Raw genomic sequence first — 20,103 nt, forward strand, 5'->3', positions numbered from 1 at the left:
ACGTCGAGTCAATCCTAAGACGTGACCCGGCCGAGTGGGGTTCCGCGGCAAAGCAAAGGGCGGGGCATCTCCGTGAAGGAGAAACCCCGCCCTGTACCGAAGCGGTGTTACTTGGCCTTGACCTCGAGCCGCACGTCGACGCGGACGTCGGGGTGCAGGCGGGCGCCGACCGAGTGCTTGCCCACGGTCTTGATGTGGTCCTTCAGCTCGATGACGCGCTTGTCGAGCAGCGGGCCGCCGGCGGCCTTGATCGCGTCCACGATCTCGGCGGTGGTGATCGAACCGAAGAGCTTCTTCGAGCCCTCGGCCGCCTTGCCGGTCAGCTGGACGGCGCCGAGGCCTTCCAGGGTCGCCTTGATCTCCTTGGCGTGGTCGAGGTCGCGGATGCGACGGCTCTCCTGCGCCCGCTTGATCGTGCGCACGTTCTTCTCCGCACCCTTGGTGGCCACGATCGCGTAGCCGCGCGGGAGGAGGAAGTTGCGTGCGTAGCCGTCCTTGACCTCGACGATGTCGCCGGGTCCACCGAGGTTGGCGACGTCGGTGGTGAGAATGATCTTCGCCATTGACGTGCCTCCTTAGCGTGCGGTCGAGGTGTAGGGCAGCAGCGCCATTTCGCGGGAGTTCTTGACCGCGATGGCGATGTCACGCTGGTGCTGGCTGCAGTTGCCGGTCACCCGGCGGGCACGGATCTTGCCGCGGTCGGAGATGTACTTCCGCAGCAGGTTGGTGTCCTTGTAGTCGATGTTCTCCGGGCGGCCCTTCTTCTCGGCCTTGCAGAACACGCAGACCTTCTTCTTGGGCTTGCGGATGGGTGGCTTGGCCACGGTGCTACTCCTGGATTTCTACGTAGTGGTTGTCTCTGGGCGTCTCGCGGAGCTTTCGCCCGCGGTGGACGCCCTATGCGACTTTCGGATCAGAAGGGCGGCTCGTCGGAGAAGCCACCGCCACCACCGGCACCGCCGGCGGGCGGAGCGGAACCCCACGGGTCGTCGGCGGGCGGGCCGCTCTGGCCTCCACCGCCGCCACCACCGAAGCCGCCGCCACCGCCACCGGTGCCACGGCTGACCTTGTTCACCTTGGCGGTGGCGTAGCGCAGCGAGGGACCGATCTCATCGACCTCGAGCTCGACGACAGTGCGCTTTTCGCCTTCTTTGGTCTCGAAAGACCGCTGCTTGAGGCGCCCCTGCACGACGACTCGCGCGCCACGGGTCAGCGATTCGGCGACGTTCTCGGCCGCCTGACGCCAGATGTTGCAGCGCAGGAACAGGGCCTCGCCGTCCTTCCACTCACCGGACTGCTTGTCCAGCGTGCGCGGGGTGGACGCGACGGTGAAGTTCGCGACCGCCGCGCCGGAAGGGGTGAAGCGAAGCTCCGGGTCGGACGTGAGATTGCCGATCACCGTGATGACGGTGTCTCCAGCCATCGGAAAAGTCCTTCGGCTCAGGCCTTGGCGGCGACGGGCTTGGCCGGCTTGATCTCGCGGCGCATGACCTTGGTGCGGAGCACGGTCTCCTGGAGCGAGAGCTGACGGTCCAGCTCCTTGACCGCTTCCGACGTCGAGTTCAGGTCGAGGAGCGCGTAGATGCCCTCGGCGTGCTTCTTGATCTCGTACGACAGACGGCGGCGTCCCCAGACGTCGACCTTCTCCACGCTTCCGCCCGAAGTGCGGATGACGTTGAGGAAGGTGTCCAGGGTCGGTGCGACCGTACGCTCATCGAGCGTGGGGTCCAGGATGACCATTACCTCGTAATGGCGTGACACAACCACTCACCTCCTATGGGCTCGCGGCCACGGACTGTCCGTGGCAGGAGGGTTTGTCCAGGTAAGCGTACCTGGCGTCGCTATGCCGATCCCCGACGGGGCGTCAGGAGACGCGGCGAAGGACCCAGGTGCGGACCAGCGCGGCGGTCACGCCGGCGAGCACGAGCACCGCGAGCAGCATGGGCAGCTGGATGTCGCCGCCGGGCAGGCCGTCGGTCGCGAGCGCTTCGGCGTTGCCCGCGTTGCGGACGTCCGGACCCTGCCCGGCCTGGCCCTCGCCGGGAAGGCCGTACTGCGGGGCGCCTTCGCCGGGAAGCGGGCTGTTGGCCGGGTAACGCACGCCCGGCGCCACCGCGACACCCGGCTGCGCGACCGGCAGGTTGCCGTAGTCGCGCGGCGGGGCGTAACCGGTGCCGTTGTTGTTGCCGCCGGGGAGCAGGTTCGGGGTGGTCGGCAGCGCGTGGGTGCCGCCGCCGGTGCCGCCCTGCTGCGGGCCGGTGGTGCCGGGGGTCGGCAGCGCGGGCGCGACGTAGTTCGTGGCGACCGTGGTCAGGCCGCAGCTGCCGGCGACCTTGTGCTTGATGGAGTCGAGGGTCTTCTCGGGGTTGAGCCCGAGGCCCCACGACTTGGTGTCCTTGACCGCCTGCCGCACGGCCGCGCCGATGGCCTCACCCTGGACCGAGCCGCCCGCGGCGTTCGGGATCGCGCCGACGGAGATGGTGTTGACCTTGGCGATGTCGTTCGCGGCGACGTCGTAGAGGGCCAGCGTGCCGGCTTCCCTCGCGCCGGCGCGCACCAGTTCCTTGACCGAGGTGCCGGTGATCGCGACGGTGTCGCCGATCCCGCCATTGACGGTGCCGCCGCACGCGTTCGCCAGCGTGGTCGCGGCCGAGGCGGTGCCGCCCGCCAGGAACGCGCCGCCGGTGACCATGGCCGCGAGTGCGGAGACGGTGAGCGCCTTGCGGGTGGTCTGCCAGATGGTGGTCTTCCGCACGAGCGCGATCCTCCGGGGTCGGTGGGGGCGTGTGGCAGTGCATCGGGTTTTCACCAGCGAAAAAAAGCACAGCCACCGGGGATAACGAGGGAGTGATCAGAAAGATACTAGGCGGTAGGACTAACTTGAAGCGGCCATTCGGCGGAGTACCCACGTCCGGACCAGCCCCGCGCTGACTCCGGAGAGTGCCAAAACGGCGATCAGCAGCGGAAGTTTCCCGTCCTGAGTGAATCCGTCGCTCACGTTCGGTAGCGCTTGGGCTTGTCCCGCGGTTTGGACGTCCGGGTTCGCGGTGCCGTTCTCACCCTCGGCCGCGAGGCCGAACTGCGGCGCGTAACCGGGGATCTGGCTGCCGTAGCGCAGCCCGGGCGAAGGACTGAAGAGACCGGCTGTCGCCATCGGGATGGAGCTGTAGTCACGCATCGGGGCGTAGCCCGTGCTGACACCCCAAGGTAAACCGCCGAAATTCGGGGTGAAGGTGCCGGGCAGCAGCGGGCTGTTCGCGGCGGGGATACCGGGGCCGCTCGCCGGGTTGCCACCCTGAGCCGGAGTGCCGCCGGAGCCGCCCTGCTGCGGGGCGCCGGTGCCGGGGGCCGGTTGCTGGGGAGCGGGCTGGGTGCCGGGCGCCTTCTGGCCGCCGCCGGTCAACGCCTGGGTGGTGCCCGTGACGGCGCCGTTCAGTGCCTCCGCGGCGGGTTCGCCGACGACCGGGACCGGCGCGACCACCGCGTTCACCACGGTCACCGTCACCTTGCAGACCGTGCCGAGCAGCGCGTTGATCGTGCCGGTGAGCACGCCGGAGACCGGACCGGCCTGGCCGAGGTTGAGGGGAATGCCGAGCAGTGGGGTCTTGCCGAGGATCGTGTCACCGGTCTTCGCGGTCACCGATCCGCCGCAGGCGGCGGTCTTGGTCTCGGCGGCCGCGGCCGTGCCCGGCATGGCGAGGGCGGCCGAGCCCGCGAGAATGAAGGCCGACGCACCCAGGGCCGTCGCCCTCCGTGTCCGTTCGCGCATGCCTTCGACTCCTCCGTCGTCGGGTTCACCTACCTGCACAACGACGCTAATGGAGGCGAGTAACGCCCGCTCACTCGAAGAAGTCGGGCATTCGAGTGGAGCGGGCGTCACCGAGGGTGAGATCAGGCGGGCTTGCCCCGCAACCAGGCACGGACGAGGGCCGCGGCGACGACGGCCAGCGCCAGCACCGCGAGCAGCAGCGGCAGCTTGGCCGGGGCGACCGGCGACTGGATGGCCTGCGCGTTCCCGGTGTCCTTCTCGTCGACGGTGGGCGGCGGCACCTCGCCGGGGATGATCTCGGTGATCACCGGCGCCTGGACGAAGTTGCCGGGAAGCAGCGCGGCGTTGCTGATGACGCCGGCGATCGAGTCGCCGCCGATGCCGGTGGAGGAACCCGGGCCGGATTCGATCGGGAGCTCGCTGCCCGGATCGCCGGGCTGACCCGGCCCCGGCTTCGGGGGTTGTGGCTGGGGCTGGGGCTGCTGCGGCGGCTCGTGGTCCTTGGGCGGATCTTCCGGGTCCGGACTCGGAACATTCGGAAGGTCGGGCACCACGTTCTGCGTCAGGTTGCCGACCGCGTTGACGGTGCCCTGCACGGGCGGGCAGACACCCTTCGCGGCGAGGTCGCCGACCGCGTTGTCGGTGAGGCCGGTCGCCTTCACGACGTCGCCGACCGGCAGCGAGAGCAGCGGCTTGCGGCCCTCGGCGGTCTTGGCCTTCGAATCGAGCCCGACGGTCAACGCCTCGGGCGAGTTCAGCGGAGCGCCCGCGTCGAGGACGAGGCCGTTGCCGGACCGCCCGTTCTGCAGCGTGGTGGCGCAGTCGCCGGAAAGGGTCGGATTCGGTCCCTCGGCGGCCATCGCGATCGTCGGGAACGCGAGCCCGGCCGACACCGAGAGTGCGAATCCCCAAACCGTGATCCGCCCGGCAGTCTTCCCCATCGAGTTCGTCCTCCGCCCCTCAAGACCCAACGCGGTTTTCACAGAACGCGCTCACGCTACCCCACGAGCGTGACGGCCCGGGGCGCGCCGGGAAAGAATTCGTCCAGAGTAGTTTGCTGGCATGAAAATCGGTGCCCATGTCCGCGACGACGACCCCCTATCCGCAGTCGCCGAACGCGACGCCGAGGTCCTCCAGTTCTTCCTTTCCGACCCGCAGGGCTGGAAGGCTCCGAAACCGCACCCGCACGGCGAAGCGATCAAGGAATCGCCGGTCGAGGTGTACATCCATTCGCCGTATCTGATCAACGTGGCGTCGATGAACAACCGCATCCGCATCCCGTCGCGGAAGAACGTCACGCAGCACGCGAACGGCGCGGCCGAAATCGGCGCGAAGGGGCTCGTCGTGCACGGCGGCCACGTTGGTTCCGGGGAAGACGTCGAAGAAGGCCTCGTCAACTGGCGCAAGCTTTTCGAGCGTGAACAGGAGAAGGGCGGCTTCGCCGTGCCGATCCTGATCGAGAACACCGCGGGCGGCGACAACGCGATGACCCGCGACCTCGACACGATCGCCCGGCTCTGGGACAAGGTCGGCGAATTCGGCGCGGGCTTCTGTTTCGACACCTGCCACGCGTACGCGGCGGGCTGGGACCTGACCGAGGCGGTCAAGAAGGTCAAGGCCATCACCGGCCGGATCGACCTGGTGCACCTCAACAACTCGCGCGACGAATTCGGCTCCACCCGTGACCGGCACGCCAACGTCGTCGGCGGCGACGGCACGATCGACCCCGAGGTGCTGGCCGCGGTCGCGGCCGAGGCGGGCGCCCCCGTGATCGTCGAGACCCCGGCCGATGGCCAGGCCGCCGATATCGCGTACGTCCGCGAACGCGTCGCCTCCGCCTGACCTTGCCACCAGTGAGGGGCTACACCGTGCGGTAATCGGCTTGACCCTCACGCCACGGGAGGGTCGAACCTGATCGGCATGATCAAGCATCGGACCGTGTACCGGGAGGAGGACGGCGAGCACGTCGGCTACGTCGTCCCCACCCGAGACGCTGCTGCCGCACGCTGGCAGGCACTGACCGTTTTCGGCTACCCGCTCGGCGGACCGGCCGCCTTCGACGACTCCGTCGCGTTGCTGGAGGCGGAAGGACTGGCCGTCCTCGCCGACCGCTGGTCGGTCAAACACGGTGACGACTGGTTCACCTGCCGCCTGGTCGAGACCTCGCCCGACGAGGTCGTCGTCCAGATCGAGGACTTCGGCGCCGAGGACTTCGGCAAGCGGATCAAGCTGGAGCGCCCTGGGCCTGAGGTGTTGAAACGCGCTTAGCGTCGGGCGCGCCGTCGAGGAAGCCACCCACCGGGTCGTCGTCCCCGGCGAGGCGGACGAGGTCTGTGCGCGGCCGGTAGATCTCGCGGATCACCAGCGCGCACAGGCCGACCACCGCGAGATCGCGGACCACGACGGTGCCGAGGAACCAGTCCTCGGGCAGCCCTTTGTTGCCGACGCCGAGGTAGTACATCATCCGCGGCGCCCAGACCAGCGCGTCGACGATCATCCAGCCGAGCAGCAGCCGCCAGCGCGGGATCGCGAGCACCGCCAAGGGCACGAGCCACAGCGAGTACTGCGGGCTCCACACCTTGTTGGTCAGCAGGAACGCGGCCACCACGAGAAAGGCGAGCTGGCCGAGTCGCGGCCGTCGCGGCGCCTTCAGCGCGATGTACCCGATGCCGACGCAAGCGGCGAGGAACAGCAGCGCGACGACGGTGTTGAGCACGACCGGCGTTTCGCCCGTGGCGAGCTTTCCGTCGAAACCGGCCCATCCGGACAGGTGGGAGATCACGTTGTAGAGCGAATCCGGATCCATCGGGCGGACCGTGTTCAGCCGGAAGAACTCCCACCAGCCGGTGGGCGCGGCGAGCGCGAACGGGACGTTGACCACCACGAACGTCACCGCGGCGAGCCCGGCGGTGAGCGCCCACTGTCTGACCTTGCCCGCGCGCAGGCACAGGAAGAACAACGGGATGAGCAGGAGCAGCGGATAAAGCTTGGCCGCCGCGCCGAGACCGAGCAGGAAACCCGCGACCTCCGGCCGCCGCCGGGCCCAGGCGAGCAGCGCGGTCGCGGTGAACGCGGTCGCGATCGCGTCGAAGTTGGTGAACGTGTGCACCAGCACCAACGGTGAGATCGCCACCAGGGCGGCGTCCCACGGACGGCGTTTCAACGACCGGCCGGTCGCCCACACCGTCACCAGCCAGGCCAGCGCGAGCCAGAGCGCGGAGATGTTGAAGTAGACGGCGACCGGGAGCGCGCCGGGCAGCCAGCCCGATTCCGCGACCGAAAGCCACGCTTCGGTGAGCTTCGCGTTGATCCATTGGAACAGCCCGGTCACGACGGGGTACTCCATGTACCGCGTGGTCTCCTTCACCGTGCCCGCGTTCTCGGTCCACGAAGTCACGTACGGGAAGGTGTCCGGGTCGTTCAGCCGCTCGGAACTGTAGAGCGGGATGATGTCCGAGTAGCACATCGCGACGAACGGGCGGCCCGCTCGCCAGTCGAGCTGGCTCATCCCGGAGTCGTCGGTGTACTGCTGGATGCAGGACGCCTTGCCGAACCACGACAGCAGCAGCGCGAGGCAGGCCAGCAACAGCCCGACTCTCTGCGGTGACCAGAACCAGTGCCGCCCCACGGCCGCGTGCTCGCCGAGCGGCCCGCCGATCGGCCGGGTGGCCGTGGCCACGAGCGGTTCGTTCCAGCTCGGGATGACCCGTTCGCCCGGGGTGAGGGAGAGCGGGGCCTCGGGCTCCGGCGGGGTCGTCTGGTCGGACACGTGGCGGATGTTAGCGCCTAACCGGGTGACCATCCGGTGATGTCGCCGCTGTCGTAGAACCCGGCCAGCACCTCGGCCGCCGCCCCGAACGCGACGACGTCGTCGCCCATCTCGTCGAGATCGACCTGGATCCGTTGCCAGTGCGGCAAAGGCAGGAGTTCTCGCAGCCGCGCGGCGACGGTCTCGCGGTAGATCTCCGGCTCGGCGCGAACGGCGCGTCCGGTGAGCACCACGCGTTCGAGGTCGAGGATCTGGACGAGGTCGGCGAGACCGGTCCCCAGCAGACCGGCCGCTTCCTCCGTGGTCGCCGCCGCGTTGTGCAGCACCTCGACGCAGCCGCGGCGTCCGCAAGCGCAGCGCGGCCCGTCGAAGGCGAGGGTCGTGTGCCCGAACTCGCCCGCGTTGGTCCGGGGGCCGCGGTACAGCTTGCCGTCGATCAGCAGGCCGACGCCGATCCCGGTGCCGACGAGCACGACGGCGGTCGCGGCCCGGTCACCGTCGGGCCAGTGCTGGGCGAACGCGGCGGCGTTGGTGTTCTTGTCGAGCCGCACGGGCAGTCCGGTGCGCTTCGCGAGCAGGTCGCGCAGGGGGACGTGGCGCCAGCCCGGCATGTTCGTGGCGTCCCGGATGACGCCTTCGCGGTGGTCGAGCGGTCCGACGGCGCCGACGCCGAGGCCGAGCACGCGTTCGCGCTCGACGCCGTCGAGCAGCGTTTCGGTCGCTTCGACGAGTGCGGAAACGGCCTGGTCAGGGGTGAATCCAGTGGGCAGCCGACCGCCTTCGGACGCGATGATCTTCCCGGTCAGGTCGGTTCTGAGCACGCGGAAGGAGTCCCGGTCGAGCTGGGCGCCGAGCGCGTGCCGGGCGTCCGCGCGGACGCGCAGCAGCGTGCGCGGCTTGCCGACTCCGGCCGCGGGCTGGCGCTCCTCGTCGAGCAGGCCGGCGTCGAGCAGTTCTGGGACGATCTTCGAGACGGCCTGCTGGGTGAGGCGGGTGCGTCCGGCGAGTTCGACGCGGCTGAGGCCGCCCGCGCGCAGGATGTGCGCGAGCAGCAGCGCGCGGTTGTGCTGGCGCAGGCCGCGCAGATTGACCCCGTTCTCCGGCATAGCGCGCATCCTGCCACGACTGGCCTATTACGCAACACTGTTGTTTAATAGGTCCCATGGCTGACTTGCGAGTGGGGATCTTCGGATACGGCATCGGCGGGCGCGTCTTCCACGCCCCGCTGATCAACGCGACGCCAGGGCTGACCCCGGCCGCGATCGTCACCTCGAATCCGGAACGGGTCGAACAGGCGGGCGCCGACTATCCGGACGCGGACGTGCTGCCGGACGCGGAGGCGTTGTTCGCGAAGGCCGGTGACCTGGATCTGGTCGTGGTCAGCACGCCGAACCGCACGCATGTCCCGCTCGCGCTCCAGGCGATCGAAGCAGGGCTCCCAGTCGTCGTCGACAAGCCCTTCGCGCCGACGGCGGCCGAAGCGGCGAAGGTCGTCGAGGCCGCGAAGGCCAAGGGCGTCGGCTTGACGGTGTTCCAAAACCGCCGGTTCGACTCGGACTTCCTCACCGTGCGAAAGCTCATCGACGCCGGCCGCCTCGGTGACGTCTTCCGCTTCGAATCACGCTACGACCGATGGGTGCCGAAACCGCGGGACAACTGGCGCGAGTTCGGTGACCCCGCCGAGGCGGGCGGGCTGCTCTACGACCTCGGCGCGCATATCGTCGACCAGGCGTTGCAGCTCTTCGGCCCGGTCGCCGAGGTCTACGCGGAGGTCGACAAGCGGCGTGCGGGGGTGTCGGTCGACGACGACGTCTTTGTCGCCCTTCATCACGCCAACGGCGTGCGGTCGCACTTGTGGGCGTCGGCGCTCGCCGGGACCCGGAACCCGCGGTTCCGCGTACTCGGCGACAAGGCGACGTTCACGAAATACGGCCTCGACGTGCAAGAGCCGCAGATCAAGGACGGGGTGCGGCCCGGCGATCCCGGCTGGGGGGTGGAACCGGCGTCGGACGCCGGCCGGCTCGGCGTGAACGACGACGTCGAGACCGTGCCCACCGAGGTCGGCCGCTACGAAGACTTCTACGCGCAGGTGCGCGACGCGCTGCTCGGCAAGGGTGACTTCCCGGTCGATCCCGCTTCCGCCGTCGAGGCGCTCCGGGTCATCGAGGCCGCCCACCTTTCCGGTGCCGAAAGGCGCGTCGTCACTCTCTGATCCCCAAGTACGTGAAGGCCCCCATCACTGCGCCTGACGCAATGATGGGGGCCTTCACGTACTTCAACGGCTATTCGTTGTCACCTCTGCCGCCGCCGCGGCCGGGACCGTTGCCGCCGCTTTCTTCGCCGCCGTTCTCACTGGACGACGGAGGATTCCGCGAGCTGGACGGCGGTTCCTCGTTCCGCGAAGACGACGGTCCCGTCGACGGGCCGGTCGACGGCGTACCGGTCTCGCCCGGCTCCTCGTTCTCGTCCGGCGGGACCTGCGTCGACGGGATGTTGTTGTTGTCCCCGCCGATGATCTTGACCTTGTCGAAGCGCTCGCCCGGCTTCCCGTTCAGGTACAGGGAAATGAACTTCTGCCAGATCGGCCCGGCGATCGTCGAACCGAAGATCGCCTTGCCGTTCTTGCCCTTCAGCGGCTTGTCCCCGTCGCCGCCGACCCAGACCGCGGCCGAGATCGACGGCGTGTAGCCGACCATCCAGGTCTGCGAGTTGGAGTCCTTCGCCGACGCGGGCTCACCCGGACGGTAGGTGTGCTGCTGGGTTCCCGTCTTGCCCGCGCACTCGTGGCCGTTGGGGCACTTGAGCTTCGAGAACGGGATGACCCCCTTGAGCGACTCGGTGACGTTGCCGGCGATCTGCTTGCTCTTGTCGGCGTCGTCGGAGAACGCGGGCTTCGCCTCTTCCGGAGCGGAGTAGGCGGCTTCGTCCTGCGAGTTGGTCACCTTGGCGACGAAGTGCCTCTCCCGCCGCTGGCCATCGCCCGCGAAGGTCGCGTATGCGGCGGCCATGTCCTCCGGGCTGACGGCCGTCTTGCCACCGCCGAGCGCGATGTTGTTGTCGGCGAACAGTTCGGAGGCGCCCTCGGGGGCGGGTTTGATCCCGGCGTCCTTGGCGGCCTGTGCCACCGGCCCCGGCTTGGTCACGTTCACGACCATGTCGTAGAACACCGTGTTCGCCGAGCGCTGCATCGCCTCGGACACCGTGCACTGCGCCGAACAGGAACTGCCGGGACCGGCGTTCCGGATCGTCTGCTTGCCGAACTGCCGGTTGTTGGAGCCGTCGAACGTCGAGTTGATGCCACCCTTGCCGAGCTGCAGGTACGCGGTGAGGTCGAACGGCTTCATCGACGACCCGGGGTTCTGCGGCGTGTTCGCCCAGTCCCGGCCCTTCTGGTCTTTGCCGTCGGGCCCCTTCACGATGGACGGGCCACCGTAGTACGCCTTCACCCCGCCGGTCTTGGGGTCGATCGCGACGAGCGCGTTGAGCAGGTTCTCGTCGGTCTGGCCCTTCATCCCCTCGGCGACCGCCTGTTCCGCCGCGGCCTGCGCCTTCGGGTCGATGGTCGTGTAGACCTTGTAGCCGCCCCGGTAGTAGACGGCGTCGGTGATGCCGTTGGCGGCCAGTTCTTCCTTGACCTTGTCGCGGATGAACGGGTTGACCACCCCGGCCTGCTGCTTGTCCTCTTGCGGGATCGGCGTCGGGAACTGCAGGTTCGCGCGGTCCGCGGCGGAGAGGAAACCGTTCTGCACCATGCGGTTCAGCGCCACGGTCCAGCGGTCGTTCGCGACCTTCGGGTTCTCCGAGCGGCCCGGCTGCTGGATGAGGCCCGCGAGCAGCGCCGCCTCGGAGGCGTTCAGCTCGCCGGCGGGCTTGCCGAAGAACGCCTGCGCGGCCGATTCGATCCCGTACGCGCCACGCCCGAAGTAGATGATGTTCAGGTACGCCGAGATGATGTCCTTCTTCTCGTACGTCTGGTTCATCTTGAAGGACTTGGCGAGTTCGGTCCATTTCCGGGTGAGCGACGATTCGTCGTCCCCGCTGGCGACCTTGATGTACTGCTGGGAGATGGTCGAACCCCCGCCCTTGCCCGCGGTCACCTGGTTGTAGACCGCGCGCAGGATGCCGCCGATGTCGAAACCGGAGTTCGTCTCGAAGGAGGCGTCCTCGGTGGCGATGACGGCCTTCTTGACGATGTCCGGGATCTGCTCCGGCGTCAGGATCTGCCGGTTGCCACCCTTGGGCACGTCCTTGCCCATCTCGGTGTTGTCGGCGTAGTAGTAGGTCACCGCCTGGCCCTGCGTGGCCGCGACGGCCTGCGGCGACGGGACGTCGACGAGGAAGTAGGTGATCACGAACGCGATCGCCGGGAGGACGAAGAACAGGCAGAACAGCGCGAGCAGCACCCGCCGGATCCGTCTCCACTTGCGCTTCTTGCGCTGCGCCGGGGTGAGGACGGGCTTGCCGTCCTCGTCGGTCTCCGGGCCTTGCCGGTCGTCGTCGTACGGCTCTTCGTAACCGCGGTCGGCGTCGTACCGGTGCTCTGTGCCGTTGTGCTCGTGATGCGTGATGAGGTCCGGCTCGTGCTGCGGCGCGACCGGTGGTCGCTGCGAACGTCGCGGCGGCGGCTGCTGCTGGGGCGGACCCTGCTGCCGTTGCCACGGCGCTTGTCCGGGACCTTGCTGGTGGGCGCCCGGTCGCTGTCCGTGGCCCGGAGGCGGGCCCGCGGGACGACGGGGCGGTCCGGCCGGGCGTTGCGGACGACGTGCGGGGTCAGGGTCCTGACCTGGCCATCCGCCGTGGGGATCGTCGTTCACTTGGACGTCCTCCGAACCTTTCCGTGGTGAGCGCGGTCCTGCGGTCGCAGGTCTCCTGCTGGAGAAGACGTGTCAGATCCGTTCAGGTTCATCGGGTACGCCCGAAAGAAGGTGTACCAGGGTCGCCCGGCACACCTTCTTCAGTCGTTTTCGCCCGGTCAGGGGTCCCCGGTATTCGGGAACAACGGATCGGAGGTGCCCGGCCCCGGACGAGACCATGGCGGCTTCGTCGGCTTCGTGGGTTTCGTCTCCGTCGTCTCCGTCGACTCAGTCGAGGAGGGCGGCGGAGGAGTCGACGGGGTCGTCTCCGGCGGCGGCGTCGAAGTCTGCGGCGGCCTCTGCGCCGTGGTCGGCACCACCGCGCGGGCGTCCTTGCCGATGGGCTTGACCTTGCCGAACTTCTCCGTCGGCTTACCGGTCAGGTACCGGGACATGAAGTCTTCCCAGATCGGACCGGCGATCGTCCGGCCGTAGATCGGCTTGTTGTTCTTGTCGTGCAGCGGCTTGTTGCCGTCGCCGCCGACCCACACCGCGGTCGAGATGGACGGCGTGTAACCCACCATCCAGGTCTGCGCGTTGCGGTCGCGGTAGCTCGCCGGGTCGCTGTCCTTGAAGTCGTACTGCTGTGTCCCGGTCTTTCCGGCGCAATCGTGACCTGACGGGCACTTCAGCTTCGAGTACGGGACGACCTCCTCGAGCGCGTCCGTGATGTTGCCGGCGATCTGCTTGCTCTTGTCGGCGTCGTCGCTGAAGGCGGGAGTGCCCTTGGGGGCCGTCTCGTCGAACTCGACCTCGTCGTCGGAGTTGGTCAGTTTGGCGACGAAGTGCTGCTTCTGCCGGATGCCCTCACCGGCGAACGTGGCGAATCCGGCGGCCATGTCCTCCGCGGTGGTCACCGTGCGACCACCGCCGAGCGCGATGTTGATGTCGGGGTAGAGGACCGAAGTGCCGCCCTCGTCCACCGTCTCCACGCCGGCTTCCTTCGCGGCCTTCGCCACCGGATCGACCTTCGTCTTGTTGATCACCATGTCGTAGAACACGGTGTTCGCGGAGACCTTCATCGCCTCGGCGACCGTGCACTGGGTGCCGCAGTTGGCACTCTCGCCCGCGTTCTTGATCGTGCGGTAGTTGCCGCCGCCGACTTCGAACTTCCGGTTGTTGGAACCGTCGAAGGTCTCGCCGAGGCCCTTGCCCATCTTCAGCCACGCGGCGAGGTCGAAGGCCTTGAACGCCGAACCCGGGTTGTGCGGGACGTTCGCCCAGTCGTGGGCCTGGACCTCCTGGCCCTGGTCGTTCTTCGTCCAGTCCGGACCGCCCCAGTAGGCGACCACGCCGCCCGTCTTGGGATCGACCGCGACCAGCGCGTTGAGGATGTTTTCGTCGGTCTGGCCCTTCATCCCCTCGGCGACGGACTCCTCGGCCATCTTCTGCGCCTTGGGATCGATCGTCGTGGTGATCTTGAAGCCGCCCTGGTGCAGCCTGTCCTGGTCGTAGCCGCGGGATTCGAGTTCCTCGATCACCCGGTTGCGGATGTGCAGGCTCAGCGTCCCGGCGTCGTCGGCCTTCGCTTGCGCTTTCGGGATCGGCTTCGGGAAGGCCGCGGTCGCGCGTTCGGCGGCGGGCAGCCAGTTGTTCGCCACCATCTGGTCCATCACGAAGTTCCAGCGCCGCTGCGCGTAAGCGTCGTTCTCGGACCGGCTCGGACCCTGGATCAGGCCGGCCAGCAGCGCGGCCTCGGGGGAGCTGAGCTCCTTGGCGGGCTTCTTGAAGTAGGCCTGCGCGGCCGCTTCGATACCGTTCGCGCCGCGGCCGAAGTAGATGGTGTTGAGGTAGGCGGTGATGATCTCCTCTTTGGACATCTGGTTGTTCATCTTGAAGGATTTGGCCAGCTCGGTCCATTTACGGGTGAGCGTCGGCGCCTCGTTGGCCGTGGCCTTCTTGATGTACTGCTGGGAGATCGTCGAACCGCCGCCCTGGCCGCCGGTGACGTTGTTGTAGACCGCGCGCAGGATGCCGCCGACGTCGAACCCGGAGTTGGTTTCGAACGACGAGTCCTCGGCGGCGTACACGGCGTGCTTCACCGAGTCCGGGATCTCGCCCGGCTTCAGGAGGTAGCGGCTCCCGCCGCTGGCGGGCGCGATCTTGCCCATCGGACTGCCGTCGGCGTACATCAACGTGATCGGCTGGCTCTGCTGGCTCGCGACGCTTTCCTGCGACGGGACGTCCACCAGGAAGTAGGTGATGACGAACGCGATCGCCGGAACCACCACGAACAGGCCGAACATCGCGTAGAGCACCCGGCGGATGATCTTCCAGCGGCGCTTCTTGCGCTGCTTCGGCGTGAGGGTCTTCTTCTTGTCGCCCTCTTCGTCCTCGGCGGGCTCGTCATCGTCCGGATCGCCACCCTCGGCGCCGAGTGCGGTGCTTTCGTGACGATCGTCATAGCGGTCGTCGTACGGGTCATAGCCGTACGGGTCTTCGGTGCCGTTGTGGGCGTGGTGCGTGATGAGGTCCGGTTCGCGCTCGTACGGATCCGGCTCGACCGGGCGGACCAGCGCGGTCGCCTGATCGGCCGCCGGCGGAGCGGGAGGACGGCGGTTGCCGGGTGGCGGCGGGGGCCGGTGACCGGCGGCACCCTGTTGGGAACGCTGGATGCCGGCAGCGGCTCCGGCTCCAGCGGCGGCGGCGGAACGGCCGCCCGGCGGAGGAGGTCCTGGCCTGCGCGGGGGCATGCCGTTGGCGCGGCGGGGCGCGGCGGGACGGCGAGGTTCGTCGTCGGAGGGCCACTCCGGACCGCCACCGTCACCGCCGGGCCACTGTGGGTCAGAAGGGCGTGGGTCAGACGGGCGTGGGTCAGAAGGGCGTGGGTCAGACGGGCGTGGGTCGGCAGAACGCGGCTGCGGGGACCGGGGTGCGGCCGCGCGGGGGGCGCCGTTGGGGGGTGTCCGGCGCTGGGGACGGCGCGGGGGTTCCTCGCCCGGCCAGCCGGGTCCGTCCTCTTCGCCCGGCCATTGGGCACGGCGAGGTGCATCAGGCTCCTGGCCAGGCCAGGAGCGGTTGCGTTCGTCGTTCACGAATGGGCCTCCCAGACCGGCGCTTCGGGGTACGCCGCTCTGTGCTCAACTGCGCTTTCGATACCTGTCACTGACCCGCTGTCCTCTGCGACCGGGTCCGTGGCCGGGTGCTTCCCGGATCTCCTGTTCCGAGGACGTAGGAGCGCACCAGGTGGTTCCAGTGACAGCTCCGGCAGACCTCGACCTCGTAGACGGTGAATTCCGCGAAGAGTCCGTCCATCCGCACCAGTTCGTCCGGCGTCTTGGCCGATCCGGCGACGTGCTTCAGCTCGTCGCCGTAGACCCAGGACACCAGGGTCAGTTCCTCCCGATGACAGACCGGGCAGTCCTGATCACCTGGTCTTCCGTGGAATTTCGCGGCCCGCAGGAGGTACGGACCCGCGTCGCAGACGTCGTATGTGCCGACCCGTCCGGAGTGGACGCCCTTCAGCAGCGCGCGCCGCTGTAAGGCGTAGTCCACGACCTGCCGCTGGTTTCGCACCCCAACAGAGTACGGGCTCTTGCTGTGTGGTCCACGGCCCGTTCTCGACCGGACGGCGTCCGCGCATCCGGACACGCCGAGGATTCGATAACTCTCCGGTGAATTTCGTCCGGTTGGCGAGTGCCCTGATCGGGTTAGCTACACCACTTCGATGTATCGGCGCGATATAGTGGGCCGGTAGGTTGACCGAGCCGGTCTCGGTGGCCAACGCGACCGGTCGCGGTTTGTTCCCGGAAGGGGGTGCGGTGTGCTCGAGCTCGCGATCTTGGGGCTGCTGCACGAGACCCCCATGCACGGGTACGTGCTGCGCAAACGTTTGCACGAGACGCTCGGGATGTTCCGGACGTTCTCGTACGGCTCGCTGTACCCGACCCTGCGCCGGTTGCTTCGCGTCGGTTACCTCGTCGAGGAGCTCGAAGAGGTGGAAGACCGGGCGTGGGCACGCCGGGGCAAGCGCGTGTACAAGCTCACCGCCGAGGGCAAGGAGCGGTTCGCCGAACTGCTCGGCGACGCCGGTCCGCAGACGTGGGACGACGAAGGCTTCGGCGTCCACCTGGCGTTCTTTTCGAGGACACCGGCCGACGTCAGGATGCGAATCCTGGAAGGCCGCCGTCGTCGGGTCGAGGAACGCCGAGAAGGACTTCGGACGGCAATGGCGCGGGCCGAGGAGAAGATCGACCGCTATACCCGTGAGCTGCACCGGCTCGGGCTGGAGTCCAGCGAGCGGGAGGTGCGCTGGCTCAACGAGCTGATCGCGCACGAACAGGCCGAGCAGCGCGGACCGGAGACCTGAGGCGCTCTCCGGCCCCGCTGAGCACTACCTACAACTGTTGGACGAATGAAGGAGAAACCGGCATGGGCGAGAACCGCCGCGTTCGGGTGGCCATCGTGGGCGTCGGCAACTGTGCGGCCTCGCTGGTCCAGGGCGTTCAGTACTACCGCGACGCAGATGCCGGCACTCGCGTGCCCGGTTTGATGCACGTCGTGTTCGGCGAGTACCACGTCCGCGACATCGAGTTCGTCGCCGCGTTCGACGTGGACGCCAAGAAGGTCAGCCGCGATCTGTCCGAGGCGATCTTCGCGAGCGAGAACAACACCATCAAGATCGCCGACGTGCCGCCGCTGGGCGTCACCGTGCAGCGCGGCCACACCTACGACGGGCTCGGCCGCTTCTACCGCGAGACCATCGAAGAGTCCGATGAGACTCCTGTCGATGTCGTCGCGGCGCTGCGCGAGGCCGAGGTCGACGTGCTCGTCTCGTACCTCCCCGTGGGTTCCGAAGAGGCTGACAAGTTCTACGCGCAGGCGTGCATCGACGCGGGTGTGGCGTTCGTCAACGCGCTGCCGGTGTTCATCGCCTCCGACCCCGAGTGGGCCGAGAAGTTCCGCGCGGCGGGGGTGCCGATCGTCGGTGACGACATCAAGTCCCAGGTCGGCGCCACCATCACGCACCGCGTGCTGGCGAAGCTGTTCGAGGACCGCGGCGTCCAGCTCGACCGGACGATGCAGCTCAACGTGGGCGGGAACATGGACTTCCTGAACATGAAGGAGCTCGAGCGGCTCGAGTCGAAGAAGATCTCGAAGACCCAATCGGTCACTTCGCAGGTCGACCGCGAGCTCGGCAAGGGCAACGTCCACATCGGCCCGTCGGACTACGTGCAGTGGCTCGACGACCGCAAGTGGGCCTACGTCCGGCTCGAGGGCCGCGCCTTCGGCGACGTGCCGCTGAACCTGGAGTACAAGCTCGAGGTGTGGGACTCGCCGAACTCTGCGGGCATCATCATCGACGCCGTGCGCGCCGCGAAGATCGCGAAGGACCGCGGTATCGGCGGTCCGATCCTGTCGGCTTCTTCCTACTTCATGAAGTCGCCGCCGGAGCAGTACGACGACTCCACCGCGCGTGACGAGGTCGAAAAGTTCATCGCCGGCGAGGCGTGAGCCTCCCGTAGCGCGCTATGAAGGGGCCTTTCATTGCAAATTTTGCAACGAAAGGCCCCTTCATAGCGTCGGCGAGGCAGTGCGGCCAGGCACCTACGCCTCGCCCGCGTTGTCGGCCACACCGACCTGAGAGCAGCGGGACCGACGCGTCTCGCACGCGCACGTGACCGGAGCCACTCACGAGCGCACGTCAGCCCTTCTGAAGCGCCGCCGGAAGGTCCGTGATCTTCTCGATCACCGTCGTCTGCTCCAGCACCGAAGGATCCGGCGGGAAGTGCGGATTCGGCACCGCGTACACCGTCATCCCCGCGGCCAGCGCGGCGCGAAGCCCGTTCGTCGTGTCCTCGACGGCCGCGCAGTTCTTCGGCTCCACGCCCAGTAGCTCGGCCGCCTTCAGATACACGTCGGGTGCCGGTTTTCCCGCGCCGACCTGCTCCGAGGACACCGCCGTCGGCACGGGCAGCCGCGTGATGTCCAGGAATGCCTTGATCAGCAGTGGCGGCGACGAGCTCGCGATCGCGACCGGCCAGTGCTTCGCGACCTCGCGGACGACGTCCGGCCCGCCTGGGATGATCGGCGGTTTCTCCGCGTACCGGCGCGCCATCCGCTCGATCACCACCTGTGCGACGTCCGCCGGGCGAAGCCGGACGCCGAGGTCGTGCGCCAGGTAGGCGGCCCATTCCGGGGTGCTCATCCCCTGCATCGCCCTGGTCGATTCGTCCCGCCAGGTGCCGTGGAACTCGTACGCGACCGCCCGTCGGACCTCGTCCCACATCGTTTCCGAATCCACCAGGACACCGTCGAGATCGAAGATCACCGCTTCCACACCCCAACCCTAGAACGTCGCGGCGGATCTTGTGCGGCAGATTACTTAGCTATGCTCAGTACTTTTAGTTAGCATGGCTAAGTGACCACGAAAGTCGCCGACCTCCCGCCCCCACCGGGTTGTTGCACGAAGACAAGAAGGAGGAACTGATCCGCGATGAGCGCTGAGCACCACTCGAGCCTGTTGGACGCCGTCAAGGGGCAGCCGAAACAGGTATGGATCACCGCGTTCGCCGCGGTCATCGCGTTCATGGGGATCGGGCTGGTCGACCCGATCCTGTTGTCGATTGCCGAAGGCCTCCACGCGACGCCGTCCGAAGTGACGCTGCTCTTCTCCTCCTATCTGGGGGTCCAGGCGGTCGCGATGCTGGTGACCGGCGCGATGAGTGCCCGGTTCGGGGCCAAGCGGACCGTGGTCGTCGGGCTCACGCTGGTCGTCATCGCCACCGCCCTGTGTGCCGCGTCCGGCTCGATCGAGCAGCTCATCGGGCTCCGCGCGATCTGGGGACTCGGCAACGCCTTCTTCATCGCCACCGCGCTTTCGGTGATCGTCGGCGCCGCGACCGGCGGCCAGGCGGGCGCGATCCTGCTCTACGAGGCCGCGCTCGGTGTCGGCCTCGCGGTGGGTCCGCTGCTGGGCGCCCTGCTGGGCAGCATCTCGTGGCGTGGCCCGTTCCTCGGCACGTCGCTGCTGATGCTGTGCGGTCTCGTGCTGTGCTCGATCTTCCTGATCGGCGACGCCAAGGAGAAGCGGCTGAAGATCCGCCTGCTCGACCCGTTCCGCGCGTTGAAGCACGCCGGGCTGCTGCGCACGTCGATCGGTTCCGCGCTCTACACGGCCGCGTTCTTCGTGGTGCTGGCCTGGTCGCCGTTCGTGCTGGAGTGGAGCGCCGTCGCCGTCGGCCTGATCTTCTGCGGCTGGGGCCTTTCGGTCGCCGTCGCGGGGGTGGTGCTGGCGCCGAAGCTCGCCGCGAAACTCGGCGAACGGCACGCGACCGTGGTCGCTGTCTTCGGTTACGCGGTCCTGCTGTTGATCATGGCGATCCCGAGCAAGCCGGTGCTGGTCGTCGGCATCATTCTGTCCGGCCTGGTCTCCGGCCTGCTCAACACGCTCTTCACCGGGACGGCCATGTCGATCAGCGGCGCGCCGCGTCCGGTCGCGAGTGCCGGGTACAACTTCTGCCGCTGGCTCGGTGGCGCGGTCGCCGCGACCGTCGTCGGTCACCTGGCGGAGTGGTTCGGCGCGAAGCAGGCGCCGTTCGTCATCGCCGCGATCCTGTGCGTGCTCGCCGGTGCCCTGCTGACGATCCGTGAGAAGACCGCCGACCCGCACACGATCCCGGCCGAAGCGGTCCTCGTGGGCGAGGAGATGTAAATCGGAACAAAAGGTGAACGCCGGACCAACGAAGGGTTTCCTCTCGTTGGTCCGGTGC

Annotated in this window: 19 protein-coding genes; 6 read left to right on the top strand and 13 right to left on the bottom strand. The window is 68.2% G+C overall.

What is annotated here, in order from left to right; all coding sequences use genetic code 11:
• Positions 1-107: 107 nt before the first annotated feature.
• From rplI to ACZ54P_RS02080, 7 genes are all read right to left on the bottom strand, one after another.
• Positions 108-563 carry a 50S ribosomal protein L9 gene (rplI, locus tag ACZ54P_RS02050; protein ID WP_061981689.1) on the bottom strand — a complete coding sequence of 152 codons (456 nt, stop codon included), beginning with the start codon at positions 561-563 and terminating at the stop codon, positions 108-110.
• A 12-nt stretch (positions 564-575) separates the two neighbouring features.
• A complete protein-coding gene (rpsR, locus tag ACZ54P_RS02055) occupies positions 576-824 on the bottom strand; it encodes a 30S ribosomal protein S18 (protein WP_005168122.1) in 249 nt (82 codons plus the stop codon).
• An 89-nt stretch (positions 825-913) separates the two neighbouring features.
• Positions 914-1,423 (bottom strand): single-stranded DNA-binding protein, encoded by a 510-nt coding sequence (locus ACZ54P_RS02060; RefSeq protein WP_465459706.1) that lies wholly within the window; start codon positions 1,421-1,423, stop codon positions 914-916.
• A 17-nt stretch (positions 1,424-1,440) separates the two neighbouring features.
• A complete protein-coding gene (rpsF, locus tag ACZ54P_RS02065) occupies positions 1,441-1,761 on the bottom strand; it encodes a 30S ribosomal protein S6 (RefSeq protein ID WP_177242327.1) in 321 nt (106 codons plus the stop codon).
• 103 nt (positions 1,762-1,864) lie between these two features.
• Positions 1,865-2,755 carry a hypothetical protein gene (locus tag ACZ54P_RS02070; RefSeq protein WP_465459707.1) on the bottom strand — a complete coding sequence of 297 codons (891 nt, stop codon included), beginning with the start codon at positions 2,753-2,755 and terminating at the stop codon, positions 1,865-1,867.
• 120 nt (positions 2,756-2,875) lie between these two features.
• Positions 2,876-3,769, bottom strand: a complete 894-nt coding sequence (locus tag ACZ54P_RS02075; RefSeq protein WP_465459708.1) for a hypothetical protein — start codon at positions 3,767-3,769, stop codon at positions 2,876-2,878.
• Positions 3,770-3,891: 122 nt separating this feature from the next.
• Positions 3,892-4,710: a hypothetical protein gene (locus tag ACZ54P_RS02080; RefSeq protein ID WP_465459709.1), complete on the bottom strand. Its 819-nt coding sequence runs from the start codon at positions 4,708-4,710 to the stop codon at positions 3,892-3,894.
• Positions 4,711-4,831: 121 nt separating this feature from the next.
• Between ACZ54P_RS02080 and ACZ54P_RS02085 the strand changes: the two genes are divergently transcribed.
• Both ACZ54P_RS02085 and ACZ54P_RS02090 read left to right on the top strand, forming a co-directional pair.
• Positions 4,832-5,611: a deoxyribonuclease IV gene (locus ACZ54P_RS02085; RefSeq protein ID WP_465459710.1), complete on the top strand. Its 780-nt coding sequence runs from the start codon at positions 4,832-4,834 to the stop codon at positions 5,609-5,611.
• A gap of 78 nt (positions 5,612-5,689) precedes the next feature.
• Positions 5,690-6,037 carry a hypothetical protein gene (locus ACZ54P_RS02090; RefSeq protein ID WP_465459711.1) on the top strand — a complete coding sequence of 116 codons (348 nt, stop codon included), beginning with the start codon at positions 5,690-5,692 and terminating at the stop codon, positions 6,035-6,037.
• Here ACZ54P_RS02090 and ACZ54P_RS02095 read toward each other — a convergent pair.
• Both ACZ54P_RS02095 and ACZ54P_RS02100 read right to left on the bottom strand, forming a co-directional pair.
• Positions 5,994-7,538, bottom strand: coding sequence for a glycosyltransferase family 87 protein (locus tag ACZ54P_RS02095; protein WP_465459712.1), 1,545 nt, complete (start codon positions 7,536-7,538; stop codon positions 5,994-5,996). The genes ACZ54P_RS02090 and ACZ54P_RS02095 overlap by 44 nt on opposite strands.
• A 17-nt stretch (positions 7,539-7,555) precedes the next feature.
• Positions 7,556-8,644, bottom strand: a complete 1,089-nt coding sequence (locus tag ACZ54P_RS02100) for an ROK family transcriptional regulator (protein WP_465459713.1) — start codon at positions 8,642-8,644, stop codon at positions 7,556-7,558.
• Positions 8,645-8,700: 56 nt separating this feature from the next.
• Here ACZ54P_RS02100 and ACZ54P_RS02105 point away from each other — a divergent pair, with 56 nt between their 5' ends.
• Entirely contained in the window at positions 8,701-9,750 is a 1,050-nt protein-coding gene (locus ACZ54P_RS02105) for a Gfo/Idh/MocA family oxidoreductase (RefSeq protein WP_465459714.1), read from the top strand.
• A 70-nt stretch (positions 9,751-9,820) separates the two neighbouring features.
• Here ACZ54P_RS02105 and ACZ54P_RS02110 read toward each other — a convergent pair whose 3' ends face one another.
• From ACZ54P_RS02110 to ACZ54P_RS02120, 3 genes are all read right to left on the bottom strand, one after another.
• Positions 9,821-12,352, bottom strand: a complete 2,532-nt coding sequence (locus tag ACZ54P_RS02110) for a transglycosylase domain-containing protein (RefSeq protein ID WP_465459715.1) — start codon at positions 12,350-12,352, stop codon at positions 9,821-9,823.
• A 158-nt stretch (positions 12,353-12,510) separates the two neighbouring features.
• Complete coding sequence (locus ACZ54P_RS02115) at positions 12,511-14,907, bottom strand: transglycosylase domain-containing protein (protein WP_465460214.1); 2,397 nt, start codon at positions 14,905-14,907, stop codon at positions 12,511-12,513.
• A 586-nt stretch (positions 14,908-15,493) separates the two neighbouring features.
• Positions 15,494-15,907 carry a DUF5318 domain-containing protein gene (locus ACZ54P_RS02120; RefSeq protein WP_465459716.1) on the bottom strand — a complete coding sequence of 138 codons (414 nt, stop codon included), beginning with the start codon at positions 15,905-15,907 and terminating at the stop codon, positions 15,494-15,496.
• Positions 15,908-16,154: 247 nt separating this feature from the next.
• On the opposite strand from ACZ54P_RS02120, the gene ACZ54P_RS02125 reads away from it, so the two are divergent.
• Both ACZ54P_RS02125 and ACZ54P_RS02130 read left to right on the top strand, forming a co-directional pair.
• Entirely contained in the window at positions 16,155-16,700 is a 546-nt protein-coding gene (locus tag ACZ54P_RS02125; RefSeq protein ID WP_465459717.1) for a PadR family transcriptional regulator, read from the top strand.
• A gap of 62 nt (positions 16,701-16,762) precedes the next feature.
• Positions 16,763-17,845: an inositol-3-phosphate synthase gene (locus ACZ54P_RS02130; RefSeq protein ID WP_061981706.1), complete on the top strand. Its 1,083-nt coding sequence runs from the start codon at positions 16,763-16,765 to the stop codon at positions 17,843-17,845.
• Between the two features lie 190 nt (positions 17,846-18,035).
• Here ACZ54P_RS02130 and ACZ54P_RS02135 read toward each other — a convergent pair whose 3' ends face one another.
• A complete protein-coding gene (locus tag ACZ54P_RS02135; RefSeq protein ID WP_465459718.1) occupies positions 18,036-18,671 on the bottom strand; it encodes an HAD family hydrolase in 636 nt (211 codons plus the stop codon).
• 156 nt (positions 18,672-18,827) lie between these two features.
• Here ACZ54P_RS02135 and ACZ54P_RS02140 point away from each other — a divergent pair, with 156 nt between their 5' ends.
• Positions 18,828-20,045: an MFS transporter gene (locus ACZ54P_RS02140; protein WP_465459719.1), complete on the top strand. Its 1,218-nt coding sequence runs from the start codon at positions 18,828-18,830 to the stop codon at positions 20,043-20,045.
• The last annotated feature ends 58 nt before the right edge of the window (positions 20,046-20,103 follow it).

The sequence above is a fragment of the Amycolatopsis sp. NPDC034160 genome (genome assembly GCF_055575355.1).

What these genes read in the sequence shown, in the direction of transcription:
- ACZ54P_RS02085 (WP_465459710.1), top strand. Translation starts at nt 4,832, where the DNA reads ATGAAAATCGGTGCCCATGTCCGCGACGACGACCCCCTATCCGCAGTC.
- ACZ54P_RS02090 (WP_465459711.1), top strand. Translation starts at nt 5,690, where the DNA reads ATGATCAAGCATCGGACCGTGTACCGGGAGGAGGACGGCGAGCACGTC.
- rplI (WP_061981689.1), bottom strand. Translation starts at nt 563, where the DNA reads ATGGCGAAGATCATTCTCACCACCGACGTCGCCAACCTCGGTGGACCC.
- ACZ54P_RS02080 (WP_465459709.1), bottom strand. Translation starts at nt 4,710, where the DNA reads ATGGGGAAGACTGCCGGGCGGATCACGGTTTGGGGATTCGCACTCTCG.
- ACZ54P_RS02105 (WP_465459714.1), top strand. Translation starts at nt 8,701, where the DNA reads ATGGCTGACTTGCGAGTGGGGATCTTCGGATACGGCATCGGCGGGCGC.
- ACZ54P_RS02075 (WP_465459708.1), bottom strand. Translation starts at nt 3,769, where the DNA reads ATGCGCGAACGGACACGGAGGGCGACGGCCCTGGGTGCGTCGGCCTTC.
- ACZ54P_RS02130 (WP_061981706.1), top strand. Translation starts at nt 16,763, where the DNA reads ATGGGCGAGAACCGCCGCGTTCGGGTGGCCATCGTGGGCGTCGGCAAC.
- ACZ54P_RS02100 (WP_465459713.1), bottom strand. Translation starts at nt 8,644, where the DNA reads ATGCCGGAGAACGGGGTCAATCTGCGCGGCCTGCGCCAGCACAACCGC.
- ACZ54P_RS02140 (WP_465459719.1), top strand. Translation starts at nt 18,828, where the DNA reads ATGAGCGCTGAGCACCACTCGAGCCTGTTGGACGCCGTCAAGGGGCAG.
- ACZ54P_RS02060 (WP_465459706.1), bottom strand. Translation starts at nt 1,423, where the DNA reads ATGGCTGGAGACACCGTCATCACGGTGATCGGCAATCTCACGTCCGAC.